The 20,296-nt window shown below is 35.1% G+C and carries 18 protein-coding genes; 6 read left to right on the top strand and 12 right to left on the bottom strand.

Going from position 1 to position 20,296, the window contains the following annotated elements:
• Nucleotides 1-103 precede the first annotated feature (103 nt).
• Nucleotides 104-604 (bottom strand): hypothetical protein, encoded by a 501-nt coding sequence (locus tag GQS55_RS19885; protein WP_201294512.1) that lies wholly within the window; start codon nt 602-604, stop codon nt 104-106.
• Nucleotides 605-1,143: 539 nt separating this feature from the next.
• The gene (locus GQS55_RS12800) at nt 1,144-2,055 is read right to left on the bottom strand and encodes a dienelactone hydrolase family protein (RefSeq protein WP_159820890.1); all 912 of its coding nucleotides are present in this window, start codon (nt 2,053-2,055) and stop codon (nt 1,144-1,146) included.
• Between the two features lie 219 nt (nt 2,056-2,274).
• Here GQS55_RS12800 and GQS55_RS12795 point away from each other — a divergent pair, with 219 nt between their 5' ends.
• Entirely contained in the window at nt 2,275-2,451 is a 177-nt protein-coding gene (locus tag GQS55_RS12795; protein ID WP_159820889.1) for a DUF3545 family protein, read from the top strand.
• Between the two features lie 190 nt (nt 2,452-2,641).
• Here the strand turns inward: GQS55_RS12795 and GQS55_RS12790 are convergent, their stop codons facing one another.
• The 4 genes from GQS55_RS12790 to GQS55_RS12775 form a co-directional block, all read right to left on the bottom strand.
• Complete coding sequence (locus GQS55_RS12790) at nt 2,642-2,983, bottom strand: hypothetical protein (RefSeq protein WP_159820888.1); 342 nt, start codon at nt 2,981-2,983, stop codon at nt 2,642-2,644.
• A 233-nt stretch (nt 2,984-3,216) separates the two neighbouring features.
• Complete coding sequence (locus GQS55_RS12785) at nt 3,217-3,783, bottom strand: uracil-DNA glycosylase family protein (protein WP_159820887.1); 567 nt, start codon at nt 3,781-3,783, stop codon at nt 3,217-3,219.
• A gap of 12 nt (nt 3,784-3,795) precedes the next feature.
• A complete protein-coding gene (locus tag GQS55_RS12780; RefSeq protein WP_159820886.1) occupies nt 3,796-4,029 on the bottom strand; it encodes a cysteine-rich CWC family protein in 234 nt (77 codons plus the stop codon).
• Between the two features lie 307 nt (nt 4,030-4,336).
• Nucleotides 4,337-4,726 (bottom strand): substrate-binding domain-containing protein, encoded by a 390-nt coding sequence (locus GQS55_RS12775; RefSeq protein ID WP_236559635.1) that lies wholly within the window; start codon nt 4,724-4,726, stop codon nt 4,337-4,339.
• Nucleotides 4,727-5,084: 358 nt separating this feature from the next.
• On the opposite strand from GQS55_RS12775, the gene GQS55_RS12770 reads away from it, so the two are divergent.
• Entirely contained in the window at nt 5,085-6,179 is a 1,095-nt protein-coding gene (locus GQS55_RS12770; protein WP_159820885.1) for a 3-deoxy-7-phosphoheptulonate synthase, read from the top strand.
• 86 nt (nt 6,180-6,265) lie between these two features.
• On the top strand, nt 6,266-7,399 hold the full coding sequence (tyrA, locus tag GQS55_RS12765) for a bifunctional chorismate mutase/prephenate dehydrogenase (protein WP_159820884.1): 1,134 nt from the start codon (nt 6,266-6,268) through the stop codon (nt 7,397-7,399).
• Between the two features lie 104 nt (nt 7,400-7,503).
• Here tyrA and GQS55_RS12760 read toward each other — a convergent pair whose 3' ends face one another.
• The 3 genes from GQS55_RS12760 to GQS55_RS12750 form a co-directional block, all read right to left on the bottom strand.
• Nucleotides 7,504-9,021 (bottom strand): methyl-accepting chemotaxis protein, encoded by a 1,518-nt coding sequence (locus GQS55_RS12760; RefSeq protein ID WP_159820883.1) that lies wholly within the window; start codon nt 9,019-9,021, stop codon nt 7,504-7,506.
• Nucleotides 9,022-9,200: 179 nt separating this feature from the next.
• Nucleotides 9,201-9,704, bottom strand: a complete 504-nt coding sequence (locus GQS55_RS12755; protein ID WP_159820882.1) for a hypothetical protein — start codon at nt 9,702-9,704, stop codon at nt 9,201-9,203.
• Nucleotides 9,705-9,931: 227 nt separating this feature from the next.
• Nucleotides 9,932-10,675: a hypothetical protein gene (locus GQS55_RS12750; RefSeq protein ID WP_159820881.1), complete on the bottom strand. Its 744-nt coding sequence runs from the start codon at nt 10,673-10,675 to the stop codon at nt 9,932-9,934.
• A 135-nt stretch (nt 10,676-10,810) separates the two neighbouring features.
• On the opposite strand from GQS55_RS12750, the gene GQS55_RS12745 reads away from it, so the two are divergent.
• Both GQS55_RS12745 and GQS55_RS12740 read left to right on the top strand, forming a co-directional pair.
• A complete protein-coding gene (locus GQS55_RS12745) occupies nt 10,811-11,914 on the top strand; it encodes an efflux RND transporter periplasmic adaptor subunit (protein ID WP_159820880.1) in 1,104 nt (367 codons plus the stop codon).
• A complete protein-coding gene (locus GQS55_RS12740) occupies nt 11,911-15,027 on the top strand; it encodes an efflux RND transporter permease subunit (protein WP_159820879.1) in 3,117 nt (1,038 codons plus the stop codon). Before GQS55_RS12745 ends, GQS55_RS12740 begins: the two co-directional genes overlap by 4 nt.
• A 483-nt stretch (nt 15,028-15,510) precedes the next feature.
• Here GQS55_RS12740 and pheA read toward each other — a convergent pair whose 3' ends face one another.
• The 3 genes from pheA to GQS55_RS12725 form a co-directional block, all read right to left on the bottom strand.
• Nucleotides 15,511-16,686 (bottom strand): prephenate dehydratase, encoded by a 1,176-nt coding sequence (gene pheA / locus GQS55_RS12735; protein ID WP_159820878.1) that lies wholly within the window; start codon nt 16,684-16,686, stop codon nt 15,511-15,513.
• A 157-nt stretch (nt 16,687-16,843) separates the two neighbouring features.
• A complete protein-coding gene (locus GQS55_RS12730) occupies nt 16,844-17,230 on the bottom strand; it encodes an MAPEG family protein (protein ID WP_159820877.1) in 387 nt (128 codons plus the stop codon).
• Nucleotides 17,231-17,290: 60 nt separating this feature from the next.
• The gene (locus GQS55_RS12725; protein WP_159820876.1) at nt 17,291-19,723 is read right to left on the bottom strand and encodes a penicillin acylase family protein; all 2,433 of its coding nucleotides are present in this window, start codon (nt 19,721-19,723) and stop codon (nt 17,291-17,293) included.
• A gap of 222 nt (nt 19,724-19,945) precedes the next feature.
• On the opposite strand from GQS55_RS12725, the gene GQS55_RS12720 reads away from it, so the two are divergent.
• On the top strand, nt 19,946-20,293 hold the full coding sequence (locus tag GQS55_RS12720) for a hypothetical protein (protein ID WP_236559634.1): 348 nt from the start codon (nt 19,946-19,948) through the stop codon (nt 20,291-20,293).
• Nucleotides 20,294-20,296: the final 3 nt, after the last annotated feature.

The following is a 20,296-nucleotide window of genomic DNA, read 5'->3' as shown; positions in this document are numbered from 1 at the left end:
GTTATAAGGACCAGAAACTCTATTACCTTTAATTAGTCACTTAACATAAACGTTATAAAGCGGTTTAAATAAACAGGCTTGTAAAATCTTACAAGGTATTTTATTAGTCAGTTTTTTCTGTGGCTTCTAGTATTTCTCTACTTTCTTTAAAAATTTGTTCTCTCATTTCTTCCAATTTTTCTAAGGCTTCTTTTTTCGCTTTTGGGCTCAAACTATCATCATCAGCTACTTGCTCGATCATAGCTTCTATTTCTTCCAGTTTTTCACTATCGATTCCTAATCGTTTATCCAATATAGTCTGCATCATTTCAGAAAAACGAGTATCAAGTGCTTTTTCTTCATTAGCCTTAGTATTTTCTACGGTGTTTTGCGCTTCATTCGCTGCTAGTAATGATTTTGACGTTTGAGGGCGAATATAAATTGGTGCTTCTTCGCTATATTCTTGGCCGCTCATCATCGCTAGGGCTTTATCTGATAATGTTACTGTGTCTTTTTCACTGGGAATTGCCTCTACGGCGGTTATAGGTTTGTTAAAATTTACTTGTGACTCATTATTCGCTTTTGCATTTGAGATTGCTTGAGCATAATTGTGAAAAATCATCATAATGAATATCCGTTTCTTTATTGTTGGGTTTGCTATTATTATCTTGCTACTCAAGGGTATAGCAATATATGAGCCATTATGATGAAGTCAGTAAAAATAGCGGCTAGAGAAATATTTATTAAACCTAGCTCAGCTTACATAGCGTTTTGTCATATATTATGAATAGTAAACAGGTTGTTGGATGAGGAATGGATGAAGGGAATATAATACCAATCTCACTAGCTATGTGATCATTTCTACTTGCTAAAATCACCAACTACATCGTTATTTATTTAATAATTAGAACAACTAGTTATTGAAATAAATACCTTATATTTGTCAATTTTTTCTACGTATAAAATTGTTCACCTAATTAATGAAACTGGTATAAGGATAAATAAACACTTTTTGCCGCCAAATCGGCAATTTTTTTCCGGGGGATAATATAATGGTTGAGCGCTTTAATTAAACTCAGGTAAGGAGTAGGCTAGCATGACTCAACCATCACTTTTTTTTGAATAGATTACAGTATAAAGCTACCCATATTATGATTCTGTTAATTACAGCGCTGTAGATAAATGCTTATTAAAGAAAGTGATTGTTCTTTCCCAAGCTAAGTCAGCGCTTTTTTGGACATAACGGCTGGTTGAATCATTATGAAAGCCATGGTTGGCGTTTTCGTACATGTGCATTACATAATCAACGTTATTTGCTTTTAAATCTTGCTCATATTCATCCCAGGTGGCATTAACACGTTTATCTAATTCGCCTAGTTGAATCATTAAAGGTGATTTTATATTTTTTCTTAATTCTTTAGCGGCTGGTGTGCCATAAAAAGGTACGCCAGCATTGATAACCTCTGGCGCTCTTGCAGCAAGCATATTAATTACATAACCACCAAAGCAAAAACCAACACCGCCAAGTTTACCATTACATAATTCATGGCTTTTAAGATATTTAGCTGAAGCGATAAAATCTTGTTCTACTTTTGCACGGTCTAACGTGCGTTGCATTTTTCTACCTTCATCATCATTGCCCGGGTAACCACCCAATGTATGTAAAATATCGGGAGCGAATGCAATGAAACCAGCTTTAGCCGCTCGGCGAGCTACATCTTTAATATAAGGGTTTAATCCTCTATTTTCGTGTACTACCAAAATAGCAGGGGCAGTGCCTGATAAATTAGCAGGTTTAACAAAGTAACCTTGAACGCTACCAAGTCCTAGGGGCGACTCAAATGTTTCATAACTTGCAGTGATGTCTTCGTCATTAAATGAAACTTGTTCAGCTTGCGCGTAGTTTGGTAATAATGCTGAGGCGAGTATATTAGTGCTCATACCAACAACGGCTAAACTTGCCAGACGTTTCATGAATGTTCTTCTATCAATCATGCCATGAGCATATTCGTCATACCAATCAAATGCTTCTTGTGGAATAGTGAAGTTATCTTTGTGGTTATTATTGGTAGTCATAAATAAACTCTTATAGTGTTATATATCAGCGGTATATTGATATTGTGAATTTACATTATTGTCAACTTACTCGCTAAAGTAAAGTAAGCTTTAAATCAGTTATTTATTGAGGTTATTTCATTAAAAAAGTAACTATCATTTTACTTTAATTTTTTTGTAAACAAATTGTCATATTAGCTATTTATATTGCAATAAACATTACCTATACGAGTATTTATTATGCAAGATGAACAATGGCAAGAATTAGACTTTAGTGATTTTGAAGAAGATACAGAATTTGAAAAAAAGAAAAACAAAAAACAAAGTAAGCGTAAATGGCGAGAAATTGAGGCTTATAAAGATGAGCGGCGTGAAAAAAGAGAGTTAGACTTTAGTGATAATTATTATTCATTTTAATTATTGAAATATAAATAAAATGAAAAAGCTTAATTGTTAATTAACCTGTTAGGGCTAATGTAGTGATATTTTTTGCTAAATGATAGTAATCAAAAAATAATGTTTAACAAAAAAAAAGAGCACATATATGCTCTTTTTTTAGTTGAGTGATATTACTTCTCTTAATGTTAAGGGAGAATTTACAGTAAGATTAGTATTCCATTAACTTATCGACCAACCATTGATTATTGTCTCTAATTAATCTAATTTTTTTATAATCTTTGTAATTATTACCATTACGTTTGCCGTTGAACTGTATCGTCATAGTTACTTGAATATTATAATTATCAAGTATTTGTTTTTTCTGGGCTGAGGTATGTAATGAAACAGATTCAAAGCTCATATTGAATAAACGACGAGCGACATTGCTGGCGGTATGGTACTTTTCTAACTCTTTTTTAAAGTCAGAGGAGCTTAAAGCTAGAGCTTTATCGATGTCTTTTTCATTATAAATAGCATTAAAAAAAGAGGTAGCCACTTCTTTTTCAGACATTTTAGGCTCTTTATTTGAGTTACAACCCAACAGGAGGCTTGTTAACATAAAAATGAAGAGTAACAATGAGCTGTTGGGTTTGTTCATTATTTTAACGTATCCAATATGATTAATATAAAAAGTATAAGCAAGTAATATTAAGATACGATGAATTGACTTTTATTTCAATAAAAGACCGTTTTAAGGAATGTATAAACGATCTTTTAAATAGAATAGATTGCCTTTCCCTGTTTTTAAATTAGTTCTTGAATTTTACTTTGAAGTTTAGGAATAACATCATCTTCAAACCAGCTATTTTTCTTTAACCAAATATTATTTCGAGGACTGGGGTGTGGAAGTACAATTTTTTTTGAGTTTAATAGCGTTTGCCATTGCTGTGCTAGCTGTGTAACCGGGGCTTTGGTATGTAAATGCCATGCAATAGCATATTTCCCTAATATTATTGTTAATTCTACATTAGTAAGCTTTGCCAATAGTGCATCACGCCATATTTGCGCACAAAGAGTCAGTGGTGGCAGATCACCCGATTTACCTTTACCAGGATAACAAAAGCTCATGGGTAAAATGGCAAATAGTTCGTCATTATAAAACTGGGATTTATTTACGCCTAGCCATACTCTTAACCTATCGCCACTTTTATCATCAAAAGGGATAGATGTTTGATGAGCTTTTATTCCTGGTGCTTGACCTAAAATGAGAATTTTACTTTGCTCGCTTATTTGAAATACAGAGTTAGGCTCGCAGGGTAAAATATTTTCACATAAGCGGCATTGTTTAATCTGTGCTATGAGTTTTTTCATCTAACTATATACTTAGTTAGCTGTTCTTTTTGAGTGTTTTTTCATAAAGAGTGACGGGTTCTCATTAAATAGATTTATACAGGCAACACAAATACATGCTTTACGTTGTAGGTGCGTTGGTACTAAAGCAATTAATTCAGCAGGGACTGGCGTGTTACTACACCAACAAGATTTTATATCATTAACCATGCAAGTATTATCCCCCTGACAAAAAGGACATGATTCTGGGGTAACTATTGTTTGCATAGGTTTTATCTTTAGTAGTGATATTTTTTGTGTAGTGAGTCTACAAAGTTTTATGGGAAAGTTGAAGCATCTTTCATTGATAGGCATTATTAAACAGGCGACTAACAGTGGGATCTCTCTTTAAAAGGCGTCTACTAAGTAAATGATGTCGGCTGAGTTAAAATAGCATTAACCTGTTGAATCAGTCGAAACCCTACTTGTTTAGACCATTAACGATGTAAGTTACTGTGTAATAAACTCTTTTGTTACTTTTCTATTGATGCTCTAATTTGTTCCATTGTAGCGTGTCGAACATCTTTGCTTTCGACTAAATAAACAATATATTCACATAACCATCATAACCAATAAGCACTTCAGTGATGCTTGTTACACCGTTTTTAGCACACATATCAAATTCGCTTTTTTGCATACGGCGAGAAGCATTTGATAAATCGGGTGTGTTAATCGCATTACTAGAGCAGAATAGTTTCATAGCACCAGTGCCGGTAGATTCAATTTTTGATGTTTTAAAGTCGGTACTTTTACCAAAACGCTCAGCAACAACCGTTGAAAAAGGGTATACCGTGGAAGAGCCGACAGCTGTAATTGTGTCGCGACTATTAGCATGGGCGCTAGTCATACTTGTTATTAGCGCTGTCGTACTTAAAGATAAAGTAAATACTATTTTTGTTAATCTACTTTTCATTATGTTGTTCATATTATTCTCACTTTATTGAGTATTAAGAGTGATTAAAATTATTTATCAGAGCTTTACTAATCTAGTGACAGTGTAGAAATTGAATATGACAATTACATAACGTAAATATTACGGTTATATGAAAGCGGTAATGACGGATGAATTTTTTAAAATTTACGCTGTACTATAATAAAATTATGTGTAAAAATAACATTACAAAGTACGTAATTAAATCTTTACGATTTTATGTTTTTATTTTTGATTAAGCTGTAAGCCTCTAAAATTACAATTTTATCTTTTCAATATTTTCTGTAAATCTTGTTTTATTCTGTGTATTTTCAATCATCAATTTTAGATTATTAATTTTAGGAAAATAATTATGGCAACTTTAACTGCTGACAATAAGGCTCACAAAAGCACTTTAAATGATATTCATGTTAATGAAGAGCATGTACTAATAACGCCAGAGCAACTTAGAAATGAGTTACCTTTAAAAGATCCAGGTAGAGCTTTTGTAAAATCTGCGCGTAAAATCATTGCGGATATTACGCATAAGCGTGACCCGCGTTTTCTTGTGATTAGTGGTCCATGTTCAGTACATGATGTAGAAGGTGCTAAAGAGTATGCACGTGAATTAAAGAAGCTTCATGATAAATACCAAGATTCTCTCTACATTGTAATGCGCGTTTATTTTGAGAAACCTCGTACCACTGTTGGTTGGAAAGGCTTAATTAATGATCCTCATATGGATGGATCTTTTGATGTAGAGTCAGGTCTTAGAAAAGCACGTGAATTATTAATTTACTTAACAGAGTTAGGCTTACCTTTAGCTACTGAAGCACTTGATCCTATTAGTCCACAATACTTAGCAGAATTATTTAGCTGGTCAGCTATTGGTGCGCGTACTACTGAATCACAAACGCATAGAGAAATGGCAAGTGGTTTATCAATGCCTATAGGTTTTAAAAATGGCACAAATGGCAGTTTAGATGTGGCTATTAATGCATTACAGTCTGCAGCTTCTTCACATCGCTTTATGGGAATTAATCCGCAAGGGCAGGTAGCGTTAATTAAAACGTCTGGTAACCCGGATGGTCATGTTATTTTACGTGGCGGTAAACAGCCAAATTATGACAGTGTGAATATTAAAGAATGTGAAGACATTTTAGCTAAGCATAATTTAAAATCAGGTATCGTTGTTGATTGTAGTCATGGTAATTCAAATAAAGATTACCGTCGCCAACCACTGGTTGCAACGAATGTTTTTAATCAAATTGTTGAAGGAAATAAATCAATTATTGGTATAATGCTTGAGAGTAATATAAAAGCAGGTAATCAAAGTAGTGACTTAGCTATTGCCGATATGGAATATGGCGTATCGGTTACTGATGCTTGTATTGACTTAGATAGTACTAAAGCCTTATTGGTTGAAGCCGATGCTATGCTTCATGAGGTGCTTAAGAAACGTGTTTAAACACAGTGGGATGCTGAATTTATAATGGATTCAGCATCAGACTTATTAAGCACCTGTTGTTTATTAAATTAGCTGTAAGAGAAACTATGAGTAATTTTGATGACAATCTTAAAGTGTTGCGCGATGAGATTGATGACATTGATAGTAAATTAGTGAAGTTATTAGTTAAACGACTTGCTGTGACGACAAAGGTAGGCGAGTTAAAAAGCGCGGAAGGCATGCCTATTTTTGCGCCCGACAGAGAAGCAGCATTAATTCAGCAGCGTCGGCAACAAGCTGAAGAAGCCGGATTAAGTGGCGATTTAATTGAAGATATTTTACGTCGATTAATGCGTGATTCTTATATAAGTCAAGATGCTAGTGGTTATCAATGTATTAACCCTAATTGCAATAAAGTCGTTATTGTTGGTGGTAAAGGACAACTAGGTAGTATTTTTGTTGATTTATTTCAGCGCTCTAGCTATCAAGTTGCCGTTATTGAACAAGAAGACTGGCCGCAAAGTAAAGCCATTTTAGCCGATGCTAGTGTGGTAATTGTTGCCGTGCCTATTCGTTTAACCTCTAAGGTTATTCATGAGTTAAATAACTTACCGGATGACTGTATTTTAGCTGATTTTACCAGTATCAAAGAAACGCCTTTATTTGAAATGATGAAAGCGCATCAAGGACCTGTTGTTGGCTTGCATCCTATGTTTGGTCCTGATGTAACTGGGCTCATTAAACAAACTATTATTGTTTGTGATGGCCGCGATAAAGCTAAATATGAATGGCTGTTACAACAATTTAGAGTATGGGGAGCTAAAACCTACCAAGTGTCAGCACATGAGCATGATCAAGCTATGTCAATGGTACAAGTGATGCGACATTTCTCTACGATAGCTTATGGTTATCATTTAATGTCGGAAGGGGCTGATATTGAGAATTTGGTCAATATGAGTTCTCCTATTTATCGTTTAGAGCTCATTATGGTTGGTCGACTATTCGCTCAAGATCCTATTTTGTATTCAGATATTATTTTCTCTAATCCCGATAATATCACGATGATGAAACGCTTTGCTTATCGCTTTTTAGAATTATTAGAAGAAGTTGAAGTAGGCGATAAAGAAGCTTTTGTTAGTATGTTTAAACAGGTTTCTCATTGGTTTGGTGATTATGCCGATGACTTTTTAGCAGAAAGTAAGGCAATGTTATTAAAAGCTAATGAATTGAAAAAACATTAGCTTTAATCATTAAAAGCCAATATTAAAACTAATATTAAAGCTATGGGTAAAAACCAAAATTTAAGGCTAGGGGAAGCTAGGATAAATTATAGTTCCCCCTAGCTTTATTGTTTAGGAATAAAAGTGTTTGCCACATCGGTAATCCCTTCAACACTTTTCGCAAGTAATAGCATTTGTTGCGCAACATTATCTGTTTCTGATAATGATTTTTCTGTCGTGTTACTAATATCATCAAGATGACTGGTTATTTGAGACGATACCACGCTTTGTTCTTCTGCTGCGATAGCTATTTGTGTTGCTGCGTGGCTAATATTTTGCATTCTATCAACAACTAAATCTATTGTACTGTGTGACGCATGTGCGCTTTCAACACAAAAATTAGCTTCTTCTTTATTTTTATTCATTAGCTCAACCCACTGTTGAATGGTGTTAAGCATAACCGTTAAACGTTGATGAATTTCTTTTGCGGAGTCTTGAGTACGTGAGGATAAGTTTCTCACTTCACCAGCAACAACAGCAAAGCCTCGTCCATGTTCACCTGCTCGTGCCGCTTCAATTGCTGCATTCAAAGCAAGTAGGTTAGTTTGATCAGCAATGGATTGAATATCTTCCATTAATTCTCCAACGCCATTTGCCGATTGCGTTAAGCTATTTGCTGAGCTTGATGCACTTTCAACTGATTTTGCTAAGTTTTGTATTTTATTTGTGGTTTGGTAAATATCTTGTTGTGCTTGTTCACATTGTGAAAAGGTACTTTCTAAATCACCGGCCGCAATTGTTGTGTTATGTGCAATCTCTGTGGTTGATGATTGCATTTGTGCCATTGAGGTATTGAGTTCTTCAATCCCTCTTTTTTGTTCTGCTAAGGTTTCTCTGCTCTCATCAAGACCTTCTGATACTTTGGCCATAACCGTTTTTATTGGCGTAGCTGCATCTATTGTGCGATCTAAAATGGCTTTGATTTTAGTTTTTAACATCGAAAAGTTAAAATCAAATATACTTGCTGTGCCTTTACCAAAATAAATTTTCCGAGAAATAGAGTCGAATACATTTTGCATTTTTTGTGCTCTTTGGGCGGTAGGAATTATATCTGACCAAAAAACTAAAATGGGGGCTATGGCGCTTAATGCCGCAATAATTGAGGTGGTTAATCCAATATAAAAATAAATAAATATTTGGCTTATTATTGAAAGGAGCACTAAAAATAAAAACTTGTGGTTTTTGGTTAATTCAAAAATAGCCCATTTATTTTTTCTATTTAATGCATTGTAAATACTATGAGCATTTTTTTGTAAGCTTGAATCAGCAATCTTACTGATTGATTGGTAACCCACTACTTGGCCTTTTTCATACTGTGGAGTAGTAAAAGTATCAAGCCAAACATCTTCATTTTGCTTGGTTTTTATTCGCATGACCCCATGCCAAGAAAAGCCTTTTGATAAAGTGTCAGATAATTCATCAGTCACTATGTTCGGCATATCTGTATGTGTTAATTGTTTGATGTTCTTTGTCTGTAATTCGGAAGCGTCATAACCGGTAGAATTACAATAATGTTCATTAACATAGGTAAATACACCATTACGATCTGTAACAGAGATTAATTGCTGGCTTGTTGATGTCACATTTCCTCACAAAACTTAAGGTTAAATTTAAGCTAACATACCAGTATTATTATTTTTTATCTTGATCTAAATAAATAAAAGCGAGTTTTAAGAGAATAATTTTATTAATTTCAACTAACTCGGCCTTTGAACTTGTTTATTATTTCTAAAAGGTATTAATTTTTCAGATTTGAAAGAAGCTAAAAACTGTAGGCTATCCCTATTGATATTTGCGTATCAAACCATACTGCATCATCGAAATGTGCTAAGCAGTTATCGCCTTCGCAAAATAAAGTGTCGTCATCGTCAGTTAGTGTGGCATATCCACGTACTTCAGTAATTAATGTTAACGAATCTGATAGCGTATATCGAGTGCCAATAGCTGCAGTGATTGAAGGTGAAATTACATCATCAAAATCGCTACTAAAGTAAGTTGCGCCAATACCTAAGCTGACGGTAGTTATATAGTTTCTTTCTTTAAAGTAACCCACACCACTAAAGTGAGCATAAAGAGTATCGAAAGAGTGTGTTGACTGGGTAGTATTATCAGTAAAATCACGAGAAATATAGTTAACTAAAATTTGACCTTGTCCTGATGTGGAGTCTTGCCATGCAAATGCTAAAGCAATATTATTTTCGTTACTGGTTGGTAAAGTATCTGTTGAACTACTGCTAAGATCTGGACTTAAGTTGTGACCAATCATTGAGGTCACTTCAAATTCAGTTGCATGGAGATTAATTAAAGATAATTGTATGAAACAAAAGGTGCCTAATACTATTAATTTACAAGGATAAAGCTTGAATATTGACATGACTGAATGCACCTATTTATTATTTTTTAGCGTTTTATAGACTTATACTATTTAAGCTTAATCTGTCTTTTGTAAAACACAAGTTGCTTATAGATTAGCGCAAACTATCTAATGCTGAGCTAATCACTTGCTAAGCTAAGAATCTTTAGCAAAATTTCGCCGCCAATTTGATTCGCCTCTAAACCCTCATCTCCACCTATTCCTTCGATTGTTATATTATGTTTTAGTATCGATTGGGTGATGCCATTTCTTATAATATTTAGCTCTAGATCTTTAATGTTGATAGCCGCTATTGTCACTTTTAGTTTAGCTTTCCCTCTACTTTTCTTTGTTTTAGTCGGCTCATCGATCGATCTTGCTTCGGGATGATTTTTTGCATATTGCTCAGCATCAAGATCTGGGTGTTCCTGGGCATATATCTTGGCACTTATTGCCGGGTAACTTTGAGGGTAGTCCTTAGCAAGTGTTAGACTGATTGTTTGTATAAGTTGGTCAATATTATTGATGTTGTTTTTATCTTCCTCAATATTTATGGTGAGTTTATTGACTGTTACCTTCTTTATTGCAGTAACTAAAGTGCGGTTTTGTATTGCAGATAATTCGACAATAGCTTCATCAACGGTCAGTAAATTTTCCGCTTGATAATGGCTTATATTGGCTAAAGTAAGTTGATTGAGTTGAGCACTATTAGTACTATCAGAAAATTCAGCTAGCAAAAGTGATGTTGTTTGCCCACTGTAATAATGTCCCTGTAATTCTATTTGACTTTTTATGTATTCATTAAGGGATCCGTTGGCTAAATACCAAAGCATAGTGCTTAAAAATATGAGTATAGAAAAGGCTAAAACAGCTAGTTTATTCAAAGTTGTATCTCGTTTGCGGTTAATGGTTGATATTCTAAGGTAAATAGTAGGTCAGGTAAATGTCATGTATATTGCATTAGTTTATACTATAAAAGTTTTCTTATACTAATTATTAAAAAATTGAGACTTTAATCTATGTCTAATAACAGCTCTATCATGAACCGTTTACCTTTATTTATTATTCTATTTTTACTTATAAGTATTGTAGTTTATATCCAATGGCCTGCCGAAGAAAAAGAAGAAGCAGAATATCAACGTATTGTGTCAGTTAAAGTAACTACTGCAAAATTTAATAAATTTAGGGACAGTATTGAAGCGATAGGGACTACCCGAGCGAATGAGAAAGTTTTTATTACAACTAAGTATGCAGATTTAGTTGAGAAGATTTCTTTTAATGATGGCGAGCTAGTAAAAAAGGGTGATGTACTTGTTCGTTTAAATAATCAGGAAGAATTAGCCAAAGTAAGTGAGTTAGAAGCTAATTTATCTGAATCAGTCGCGCAATTAAAACGTTTTCAAGACTTATTAAGTTCAAAAGCAACCTCTAAATCAATAGTTGATCAACAAGAAGCTAAAACCAAAGCCATTGCTGCACAATTGCGAAGTGCACGTACACGGGTAAATGATTCTATTATAAAAGCACCTTTTGATGGTGTTTTAGGCTTTAGAGATGTCAGTGTTGGAAGCTACATTGATGCTGGTAGCGTGATTACAAGCCTTGATGATTTATCTGTAATTAAGGTTGATTTTGATTTACCTGAACGATTTCTACCGACAATTAAATTAGGGCAATCAATTACAGCCCTTAGTTCTGCTTATAAGAAACGACAATTTATTGGAAAGATCAGCTCAATTGATACTCGTATTAATCCGATAACACGCTCTTTAAAAGTAAGAGCGATAATCCCTAATGAAAATTTAGCGTTACGCCCGGGTATGTTACTTAATATTGAATTAGTAAGACAAGTTGAAACATTATTGCAATTACCTGAGAGCTCTATCATTCCTATAGAAGATAAGCATTATGTTTTTGTTATTCTAGAAAGTGAACAAGATAAAATTGCTATGCGTAAAAGTGTGACTATTGGACGTCGCTTACCTGGAGTAGTTGAAATAATCGGTGGTGTTACGCAACAAGAGTTAGTTGTTATTGAAGGCGCATTGAAGTTACGTGATGGCACTAAAGTAAAAATAATTAATCAGTTTGAAAGCCCAATCGTAGCGGGAGAAGTTAAGTGATTTTATCTGATCTCTCTGTTAAAAGGCCTGTTTTTGCCACAGTAATTAATTTACTGATAGTTACGTTTGGTATTGTCGCTTTTCTACTATTACCTTTAAGAGAATACCCTGATATTGATCCACCTGTTGTCAGCATTAATACTAATTATCCTGGTGCCTCGGCAGCCATTGTTGAAACAAAAATAACGCAAGTACTTGAAGATAGAATTAGTGGTGTTGAGGGGGTTAAAACCATAACATCAAACTCGCGAGTAGGGCGATCAAATATTACGATTGAATTTCATTTAGACCGTGATATTGATGCCGCGACCAATGATGTTCGTGATCGTATATCACGTGCCTTAAATAATATTCCTGAACAAGCCGATCCTCCTGAAGTTTCTAAAGCGAATGATGACGAAGACGTTATTGTTTGGTTTGCCTTACAAAGCGAGAATATGACGACGTTAGAGTTAACCGATTATGCTAATAGATATATTGTTGATCGATTTGCTGTTGTTGATGGTGTTGCCCGAGTTCGTGTAGGTGGGGGACGGACGTATGCGATGAAAATACTATTAAATCGTTCTGCTATGGCTGCTCGTAACGTAACGGTACAAGATATAGAGTCAACCTTACGTAGTGAGAATATTGAATTACCGGCGGGTCGAGTTGAATCTATTGAGCGAGATTTCTCAATAAGAGTACAACGTAGTTATTTAACCGCGGAAGATTTTTCTAATATGGCTGTTGCTCGAGCTGATGACAACTCGTTGGTGCGTTTAGGCGATATAGCTCATGTGAGTGTTGCCGCTCAAGATGATGAAAATTTGTTCCGTGGAAATGGCAACAACATGGTTGGACTGGGTATTATCAAACAGTCAAAAGCGAATACATTAGAAGTAGTAAAAGAAGCACGTAAGGAAATGATAGCAGTACGTAGTTCATTACCTATTGGAACTAAAATTATTAACAGCTATGACTCATCTGTCTTTATAGAAGGCTCAATTGATGAGGTTTACAGCACACTAATTATCGCTATGTTGATGGTTGTGTTGGTTATATTCTTATTTTTGGGGAATGTTAGAGCAACGATAATACCTGCTGTTACTGTACCTGTGGCCTTGATTGGATCAATGATGACACTTTCTTGGTTTGGCTTTTCTATTAATTTACTGACCTTACTAGCGCTTGTTTTAGCAATAGGCTTGGTGGTTGATGATGCCATTGTAGTTTTAGAGAATATTTATCGTCGTATCGAAAACGGACAAACGCCTTTAATGGCGGCTTATGAAGGCGGGCGAGAAGTTGCTTTTGCTGTTATTGCTACTACTTTGGTTTTGGTCGCAGTATTTGTGCCTTTAGTCTTTTTATCAGGTAATGTCGGTCGGTTATTTACAGAATTTGCTATTGCGATCGCAGCAGCTGTTATTTTTTCAAGTATTACGGCTTTGTCGTTGACGCCAATGATGTGTTCAAAAATGTTGAAATACAGAAAACGTAGTTCGTCATTTGGTCAGTTTTTAGATAGAAATTTTGCGAGTTTTGAAGCTGCTTATGGGCGCGCTTTATCGAAAAGTATTCATCAACCTTTCCTTATTATTAGTATTGTAGCGGTATCACTTGTCGCGGTGTACTTGTTATTTATACAGCTACCTGCTGAATACACACCGAAAGAAGACCGTGGTAACTTTTTTATTGTGATGCAAAGTGCTGAGGGTGCAAGTTACGAAAATAATGTAAAAAACATGCAAACAATAGAAGAAAAGCTATTAGCGTATCAAGAGCGTAGTGAGCTTGATCGCGTAATAGTACGAGTACCTGGTTTTGGTGGGAAAGGTGGTACTGCTGTTGTTGGTATGCCTGATTGGGGCGAGCGAAGCTTTGATACGTTTGAATTTATTGGGAAAATAAATAAAGAATTACAAGATGTTACCGATGTAAGAGCTTTTGCTATTATGCGCCGTGGTATTGGCGGCGGTGGCGGTAGCTCGCCTGTGGCTTTTGTATTACAAGGTAATACCTACAGTGAGCTAGCAAAGTGGCGCGATATTGTTATTGAGGAAGCGCAAAAGAATCCTAATTTATCCTCTATTGATAGTGATTATAAAGAAACGTATCCACAACTTATGGTGAAGATAGACCGTAACAGAGCTTACGATTTAGGTGTGTCTGTTGGTGATATCGCACAAACGTTAGAAACCATGTTAGGGCAGCGCCGAGTAACCACGTTTGTTGATCGTGGTGAAGAGTATGATGTGATTGTTGAAGGGGATGAAATGCAATATAGAAGTCCTGCTGATATTGACAATATTTATGTTCGTTCATCAAGTTCAGATGAGTTAATTCCGTTATCAAACTTAATTACTATTACTGAAGACGCTACGTCATCTCAACTGAATCGCTATAATCGATTACGCAGCATTACTATTACTGCAAACTTAGCCGATGGATATGCTTTGGGCGACGCTTTAAAATTCTTAGAAAATGTTGCGGACCAACATTTACCTGAAGAAACACAAATAGACTACAAAGGACAATCGTTATTATTAAAAGAGTCAGGTAGCTCTATTTTACTGGTGTTTTTATTAGCCTTGTTAATTACCTTTTTAGTGCTAGCGGCACAATTTGAAAGTTTTGTTCATCCTTTGGTTATACTTTTGACTGTTCCTTTAGGTTTAGTTGGTGCGCTTACGGGACTTGAGTTGATGGGGATGAGCTTAAATATATATAGTCAAATTGGTATTGTGATGTTAATTGGCCTGTCCGCCAAAAATGGGATATTAATTGTAGAATTTGCTAACCAGCTTCGCGATAAAGGTATTATGTTTGAAGAAGCATTAATTAGCGCGGCACAACAACGATTAAGACCTATTGTTATGACAACGTTTACTACGGTTACGAGTGCTGTACCATTAGTTTTTGCATCAGGGCCTGGCGCTGAAAGTAGAATGGTTATTGGTGTTGTTATTTTTGCCGGTGTTTCATTGGCGAGTGTGTTTACTTTGTTTATTGTGCCTGGAGCTTATTACTGGCTTTGTAGAAATACGGGTTCACCATTAGCGATTGCGAATCAAATCGCAGAAAAGCAAAAAGCATTAACAACTAATACAGCGTTAGATACAAAAGAATAATGAAATTTACGCGATTAGGCTTTTAATTATATTAGGCTAGTCGCGTTTAATTACTATTGTAGCTGTACCTTTACCTTTATATTACATTCCGATAACTGACATAAATAATGCAGTAGATATCATTGTTTAGAGTCTTTAACTTGAAATGTTTCCTTGGAGAGGTTTGCTATAGTTAGCACTTTTTTCTATTTATACCAATCTCACTAGCTATGTGATCATTTCTACTTGCTAAAATCACCAACTACATCGTTATTTATTTAATAATTAGAACAACTAGTTATTGAAATAAATGCCTTGTATTAGGCGATTTTTTCTACGTATAAAATTGTTCACTTAATTAATGAAACTGGTATTATTAATGCTGTTCTAATTAATATTGCTCTGATTAGTTTTAATTCGTAGAAGGTTATGCAAGTGGAAGGTAATATCTGAAGAGAATAATGTAGACGATTGGTAGCTCGTCTACATTGTTATTTTTTGGTTTTAAATCTTATTGCTTGGAACACTCGTTGGGCTTATATGTTCGATAGGGTAACAGCCTAATACCTTAATGAAGTTTGTGTGAGCAGTAATTTCATTAATCGCTTCTTGTAAAGCAAAACTCTTTAAGTTTGCTTCTACATCAATATAAAACATTTCTTCCCATGGACGGCCCTGAATAGGACGAGATTCAAGTTTACACATATTAATGCCTTTTTCTTTTAGCACTAACAAGCATTCAACTAAAGCTCCTGCTTTTTGACCGGTTGCTAAAATAATAGCGGTTTTTGCTGGAATTTGCTCTGCTACATCCACCGCTTTTCTCGCCACAAGAATAAAGCGTGAATGGTTTTCGTTTTGATTGGCGATTGATTTTTCTAAGGCTTGTAATTTATATAATTGTCCACCTTCTTCACTACCAATAACTGCAATTGTTTCATCTTGTTGCTCTGAAACTTTTACCATGGCATCTGCGGTGCTGTCACAATACTCAATACGAATATTGTTTTGTTTATCTAAAAAATTACTACATTGTGCAAAAGGTTGACCATGAGCATAAATTGTTTTTATTTTATCTAAAGAGGTATTAACTGCGGTTAACAAGCAATGTTCAATAGGCTGGGTTATTTCGCCAACAATAAATAAATTGGTATGTTGAAGTAAGTCATAAACCTGATTAATACTACCAGAGCTAGTATTTTCAATAGGTAACATACCGTAGTCAACTTGACCTGATTCCACTTGTTGTAAAATATCACCAAAATTTTGACAACCAGATTCTATAATTTTTTCAGCGCGTCTTGAGAAGTAACGATGACTTGCTAAGTAGCTGTATGAACCTTTGTCACCTAAGAAGGCAACACTAACCGTAGGTGTTTGAATATTCGGATTTGTTAAGTTTTGTAAATAAGCTTGTTGATTTAAAACTGAATCTTCAATAATAGTTTGAAAAACACTTGTAACATAATGCGCGTCTAAGCCTAATTCTTTGCCTTGTTTGATTAAGCGAATTAATAGCTCTTGTTCACGTTGTTGATCACGAATAGGACGAATTTGTTGCACTTTACTTTTAGCAACATTAAGTGTGAGCGCGCGACGTTTAGCAAATAAGGTTAATAGTTCATTGTCTAAGCTTGTAATTTCTTTACGTATTTCATTCAAATCTAATTTTTCGCTCACTTTTATTTCCTATTTTGCTAATTTATGCTGTTCTGTTTATGAAAAAACCTTCCAAATGAAGGTTTTAGATCAGTACTTCGCTAGAGCCACTACTCTAGCGAGCTTGAGTGATTTCTGTCAATAGTTTATTTAGACCGTTTTTTGTTGTAATTGTACTTTATGGGATACATAAAACAATAATACTAAGGCTGCTCAAGGTTGAAATAAACCACACCACACTGCGTAGTTTATCAATATTCATTAAATAAAGAATATTATAAGCCACTCGCGCACAAACATGGACTATGGCTAATAATGTGATATTAGCACCAATATGATGAGTCGCTATTGCTAACAATACGGCTGGTGCAAAGATAATAAATGATTCAAACGCATTTTGGTGCGCGGCTAAGGCTCGGGCGCCAAACCCGGTAAGTTTGCTTTGTTGTTCTCTTGGGTGATTGTTGTCGTAACCACCAAGTTTGTTCATTGCGAAAACTACGGGGGCTTTAGCAACTAATGGAAGTAGCCCTGCAATAAAGAGGCACCAAATTAATATCGTCATTTTTTTCCTTTGTATCGTTAGTATTTTTAAAGTTAATGTTTTTATAGTTAAGAATAATGATTAATAACTCAGTAGTGTCAGTTTATATTTAGTTTCACCTGGTAGGAAAGGGGAGGCAACCCCCTGTTCCCAATCTCTATGTCCTTTACCGTAGTAAGGACTCCATGGATGACCAGATTGGCTTGTTGGCATATGAAAAATACCCGTTTCTTCATGGCCGGGTGAAACGACCATACGCTCTGATGCACCAAAGCGTTTACCTTGCACTTTTGGCATATAGCTGTCGCCTGAAAGTGCTTTAGCTGGCATGTCTAACCACTGGCCAATAAAGGGGATTGATTGACTAAGCGGGTGGTTTATTTCGGTTGTATTTTGTTGCCCCCAAGTCGCTTTGGTTAGCGCTTGTTTGTTGTTTTCATCGAGATAGGTCATATCATCAATTGTTTGTTGTAGTGCTTGGTTAAACACTGCTTGCCAGCTATTTAAAGGTCGCATTAAAAAATTATCAGGTTGTTGATTAACCAATTGCCATAAAGGCACTTCAATTTGAGCGCTAATACTACGAAAGCTATAGATACCATCGATATTTTTGAGCGTACTATTAAGTTCACTAAAAACTAAATCACGAACATTAATACGAAAGTTTCTTACTATTCTATAACTTACTGAATCTATGCTCGCGTTTAATGCCTTGTCTTCTGATAGTAAGTCTTTAACTTGTTGAAATTGCTTATGTGCCGCTATAGCTTCCTTGGTTAAAGCGTCGTCATTAAGTACTTTAGTGATAAGAAAATCTGTCCAAGGTTGTAAAAATGTAGCGCGATCATCTAAACCAATAGCTAATAAAGACTTTTCATTAAACGTGTTAAGTGAAAATAAGTTATCACGAATTTGTTTAGAGCGTGCTCCTAATGCATAACCACCATTACCTATTTTTTCTAACATCACACCACCAACAACACGAGAATTAGCCGTCCATAATCGATTGTCTTTTGGATTTAAAACTTGAGGGTAATGCGCAGGAGATAAATAGCCTGTCCAGCCATTGTCACCATTATGCCAATAGGTTGGTGTTTCGCCGGTGTTACCAAATTTCTTTGGGATAGGGCCCATAATTGTCCAGCCAAGGTTACCTGATTTATCCCCTACCATCATGTTCTGTGATGGAATACCACTACGTGCGGCAATAGTAAATGCTTCTTTTACACTGGTCGCAAGTTCTAATTCGGTTGCTATAAAGTTCACGGCTTCTTTGTCGTGAGCAACCCAACGATAGGCAAGTAATTCACCTTGGCTATTTTTACCTATAATAGGGCCCCAGATAGTTTCTTTAATGGTAATTTCAACAGGCTGTTCATCTTTAATGGCAATTATTTGTTTATGAAAACTGAAGTCTTTAGCACCATTGTTGGTCATATATTGGGTGTCGTTATTAACACTTTTTATTTTAATTACATCACTATAATCACCATAGCTATTAGTAAACCCCCAGGCAACCTGACCATTACTACCTACAGTAATGTTAGGTGTACCAGGTAGTGTTGCTCCAGTAATTTTTACTTTTTTATTCGCTATGCTCGGATATTCAAAACTTGCTCTAAACCAAGTATTAGGTACACGTATTCCTAAGTGCATATCATTAGCAATAATGGCACTGCCTGTGCTGCTTATATTCCCTGATATTCCCCAGTTATTCGATCCTGGAAATTCATCTGCTTGATATGTTGAGGGAGTTTTATTGTTAACTAAGTCACTGCTATTTTCGGTATATATGTTCGCACTTGATGCAGACGGCCAAGCCTCTGTTGGCATTTTCGATGATTGATATTGGCTATTATCAATGGTTGCATCCCAAATACTTCCGTTAGGGTTTAAAAAATCATAAACATCAGCAGATAAAATAGCTTTCATTAAACCTAAAGTACGTTCACGTTTTCCATCGGTATATTGAAGGTCTATATACATACTGAAAATAGTTAAAATAGAGTCTTCTTCGCTCCACTGTGTGGGCTCTTGTTGAAGTAAAAGGTATTCAAAGGGGTGTGAGCTTATGTATTTTAAACCTTGATTTACGCCGCGAGTATAAGCTTTTAGTAATGCTTTTTGCTCTGCAGGTAGCTGATTAACTATGTCAGTCGCTCTTTCTCTAAAGCGGTGAATACGAATAGATTTATCATATTCAAGGGCAACAGAGCCAAATAAACTCGATAATTCACCTGCTGAGTTACGTCTTAATAAATCCATTTGAAAAAAGCGTTCTTGTGCATGAACGAAACCTGTTGCTACCGCAACGTCAAGCCGGTTACTGGCTTTTATTGTGACAATTCCTTGCTCATCGCGTTCGATTGTCGCACTTTTTGTTAAACCAAAGACTGTTTTTTTACCATCTAAAATAGGTAACGCACTGTCTATTTGGCTATATATCCAAGTTGCGGTAAAAGCGATAATAAGGGAGCTGATAAGTAATAAAGAAATAATAATTCTTTTTAACATAGTGAATAGTAGTCAAAATATTGATGAGAAATAATGATAGAAAGAATAACTGATTAAAACAAACTAGCGAAGCTTTTGTTACTTTTATTCAATTGTAAATAAAAGTAAACCTTAAGTTACTGTTTTTAATATAATATAAAAATAATGTTTTATTTAGATTTTAATGTTAATCAAATGTATAATTAATAGCTTATTATATGTACTTTATTTTCGGAGTTTCAAGTGACAGAGTCAATGTCAAAGCATGTGCAAATTGGTGATTGGATTTTCGAAGTTAAAATGGTCAGAGCGTTAAAAGTTGATGAGTATGGTAAACCGTATTCAGCTATTGCTAATTGTAATATTAATGGTGATTCTATGTATATAGATGGCTTATTAACTCAAGAAGGAGAGACAATTACTCGTGATGACTTACAAAGTTTTAATGATTTTTGTTATCAAATAGGCTTAAAACAGTGTTCATATCACAGATATCAAAATGGTGAATCTGTCACTAAAGATGTATCGATTACATCACCTAAAGAAGCAAAAACTAGTAAGGTTGATAGTCCAATACATTTAGTGAAATAGATG

This window comes from Colwellia sp. 20A7 (genome assembly GCF_009832865.1).
Taxonomy (GTDB): Bacteria; Pseudomonadota; Gammaproteobacteria; order Enterobacterales; family Alteromonadaceae; genus Colwellia.
This window is presented reverse-complemented; position numbering and strand designations above follow the sequence as displayed.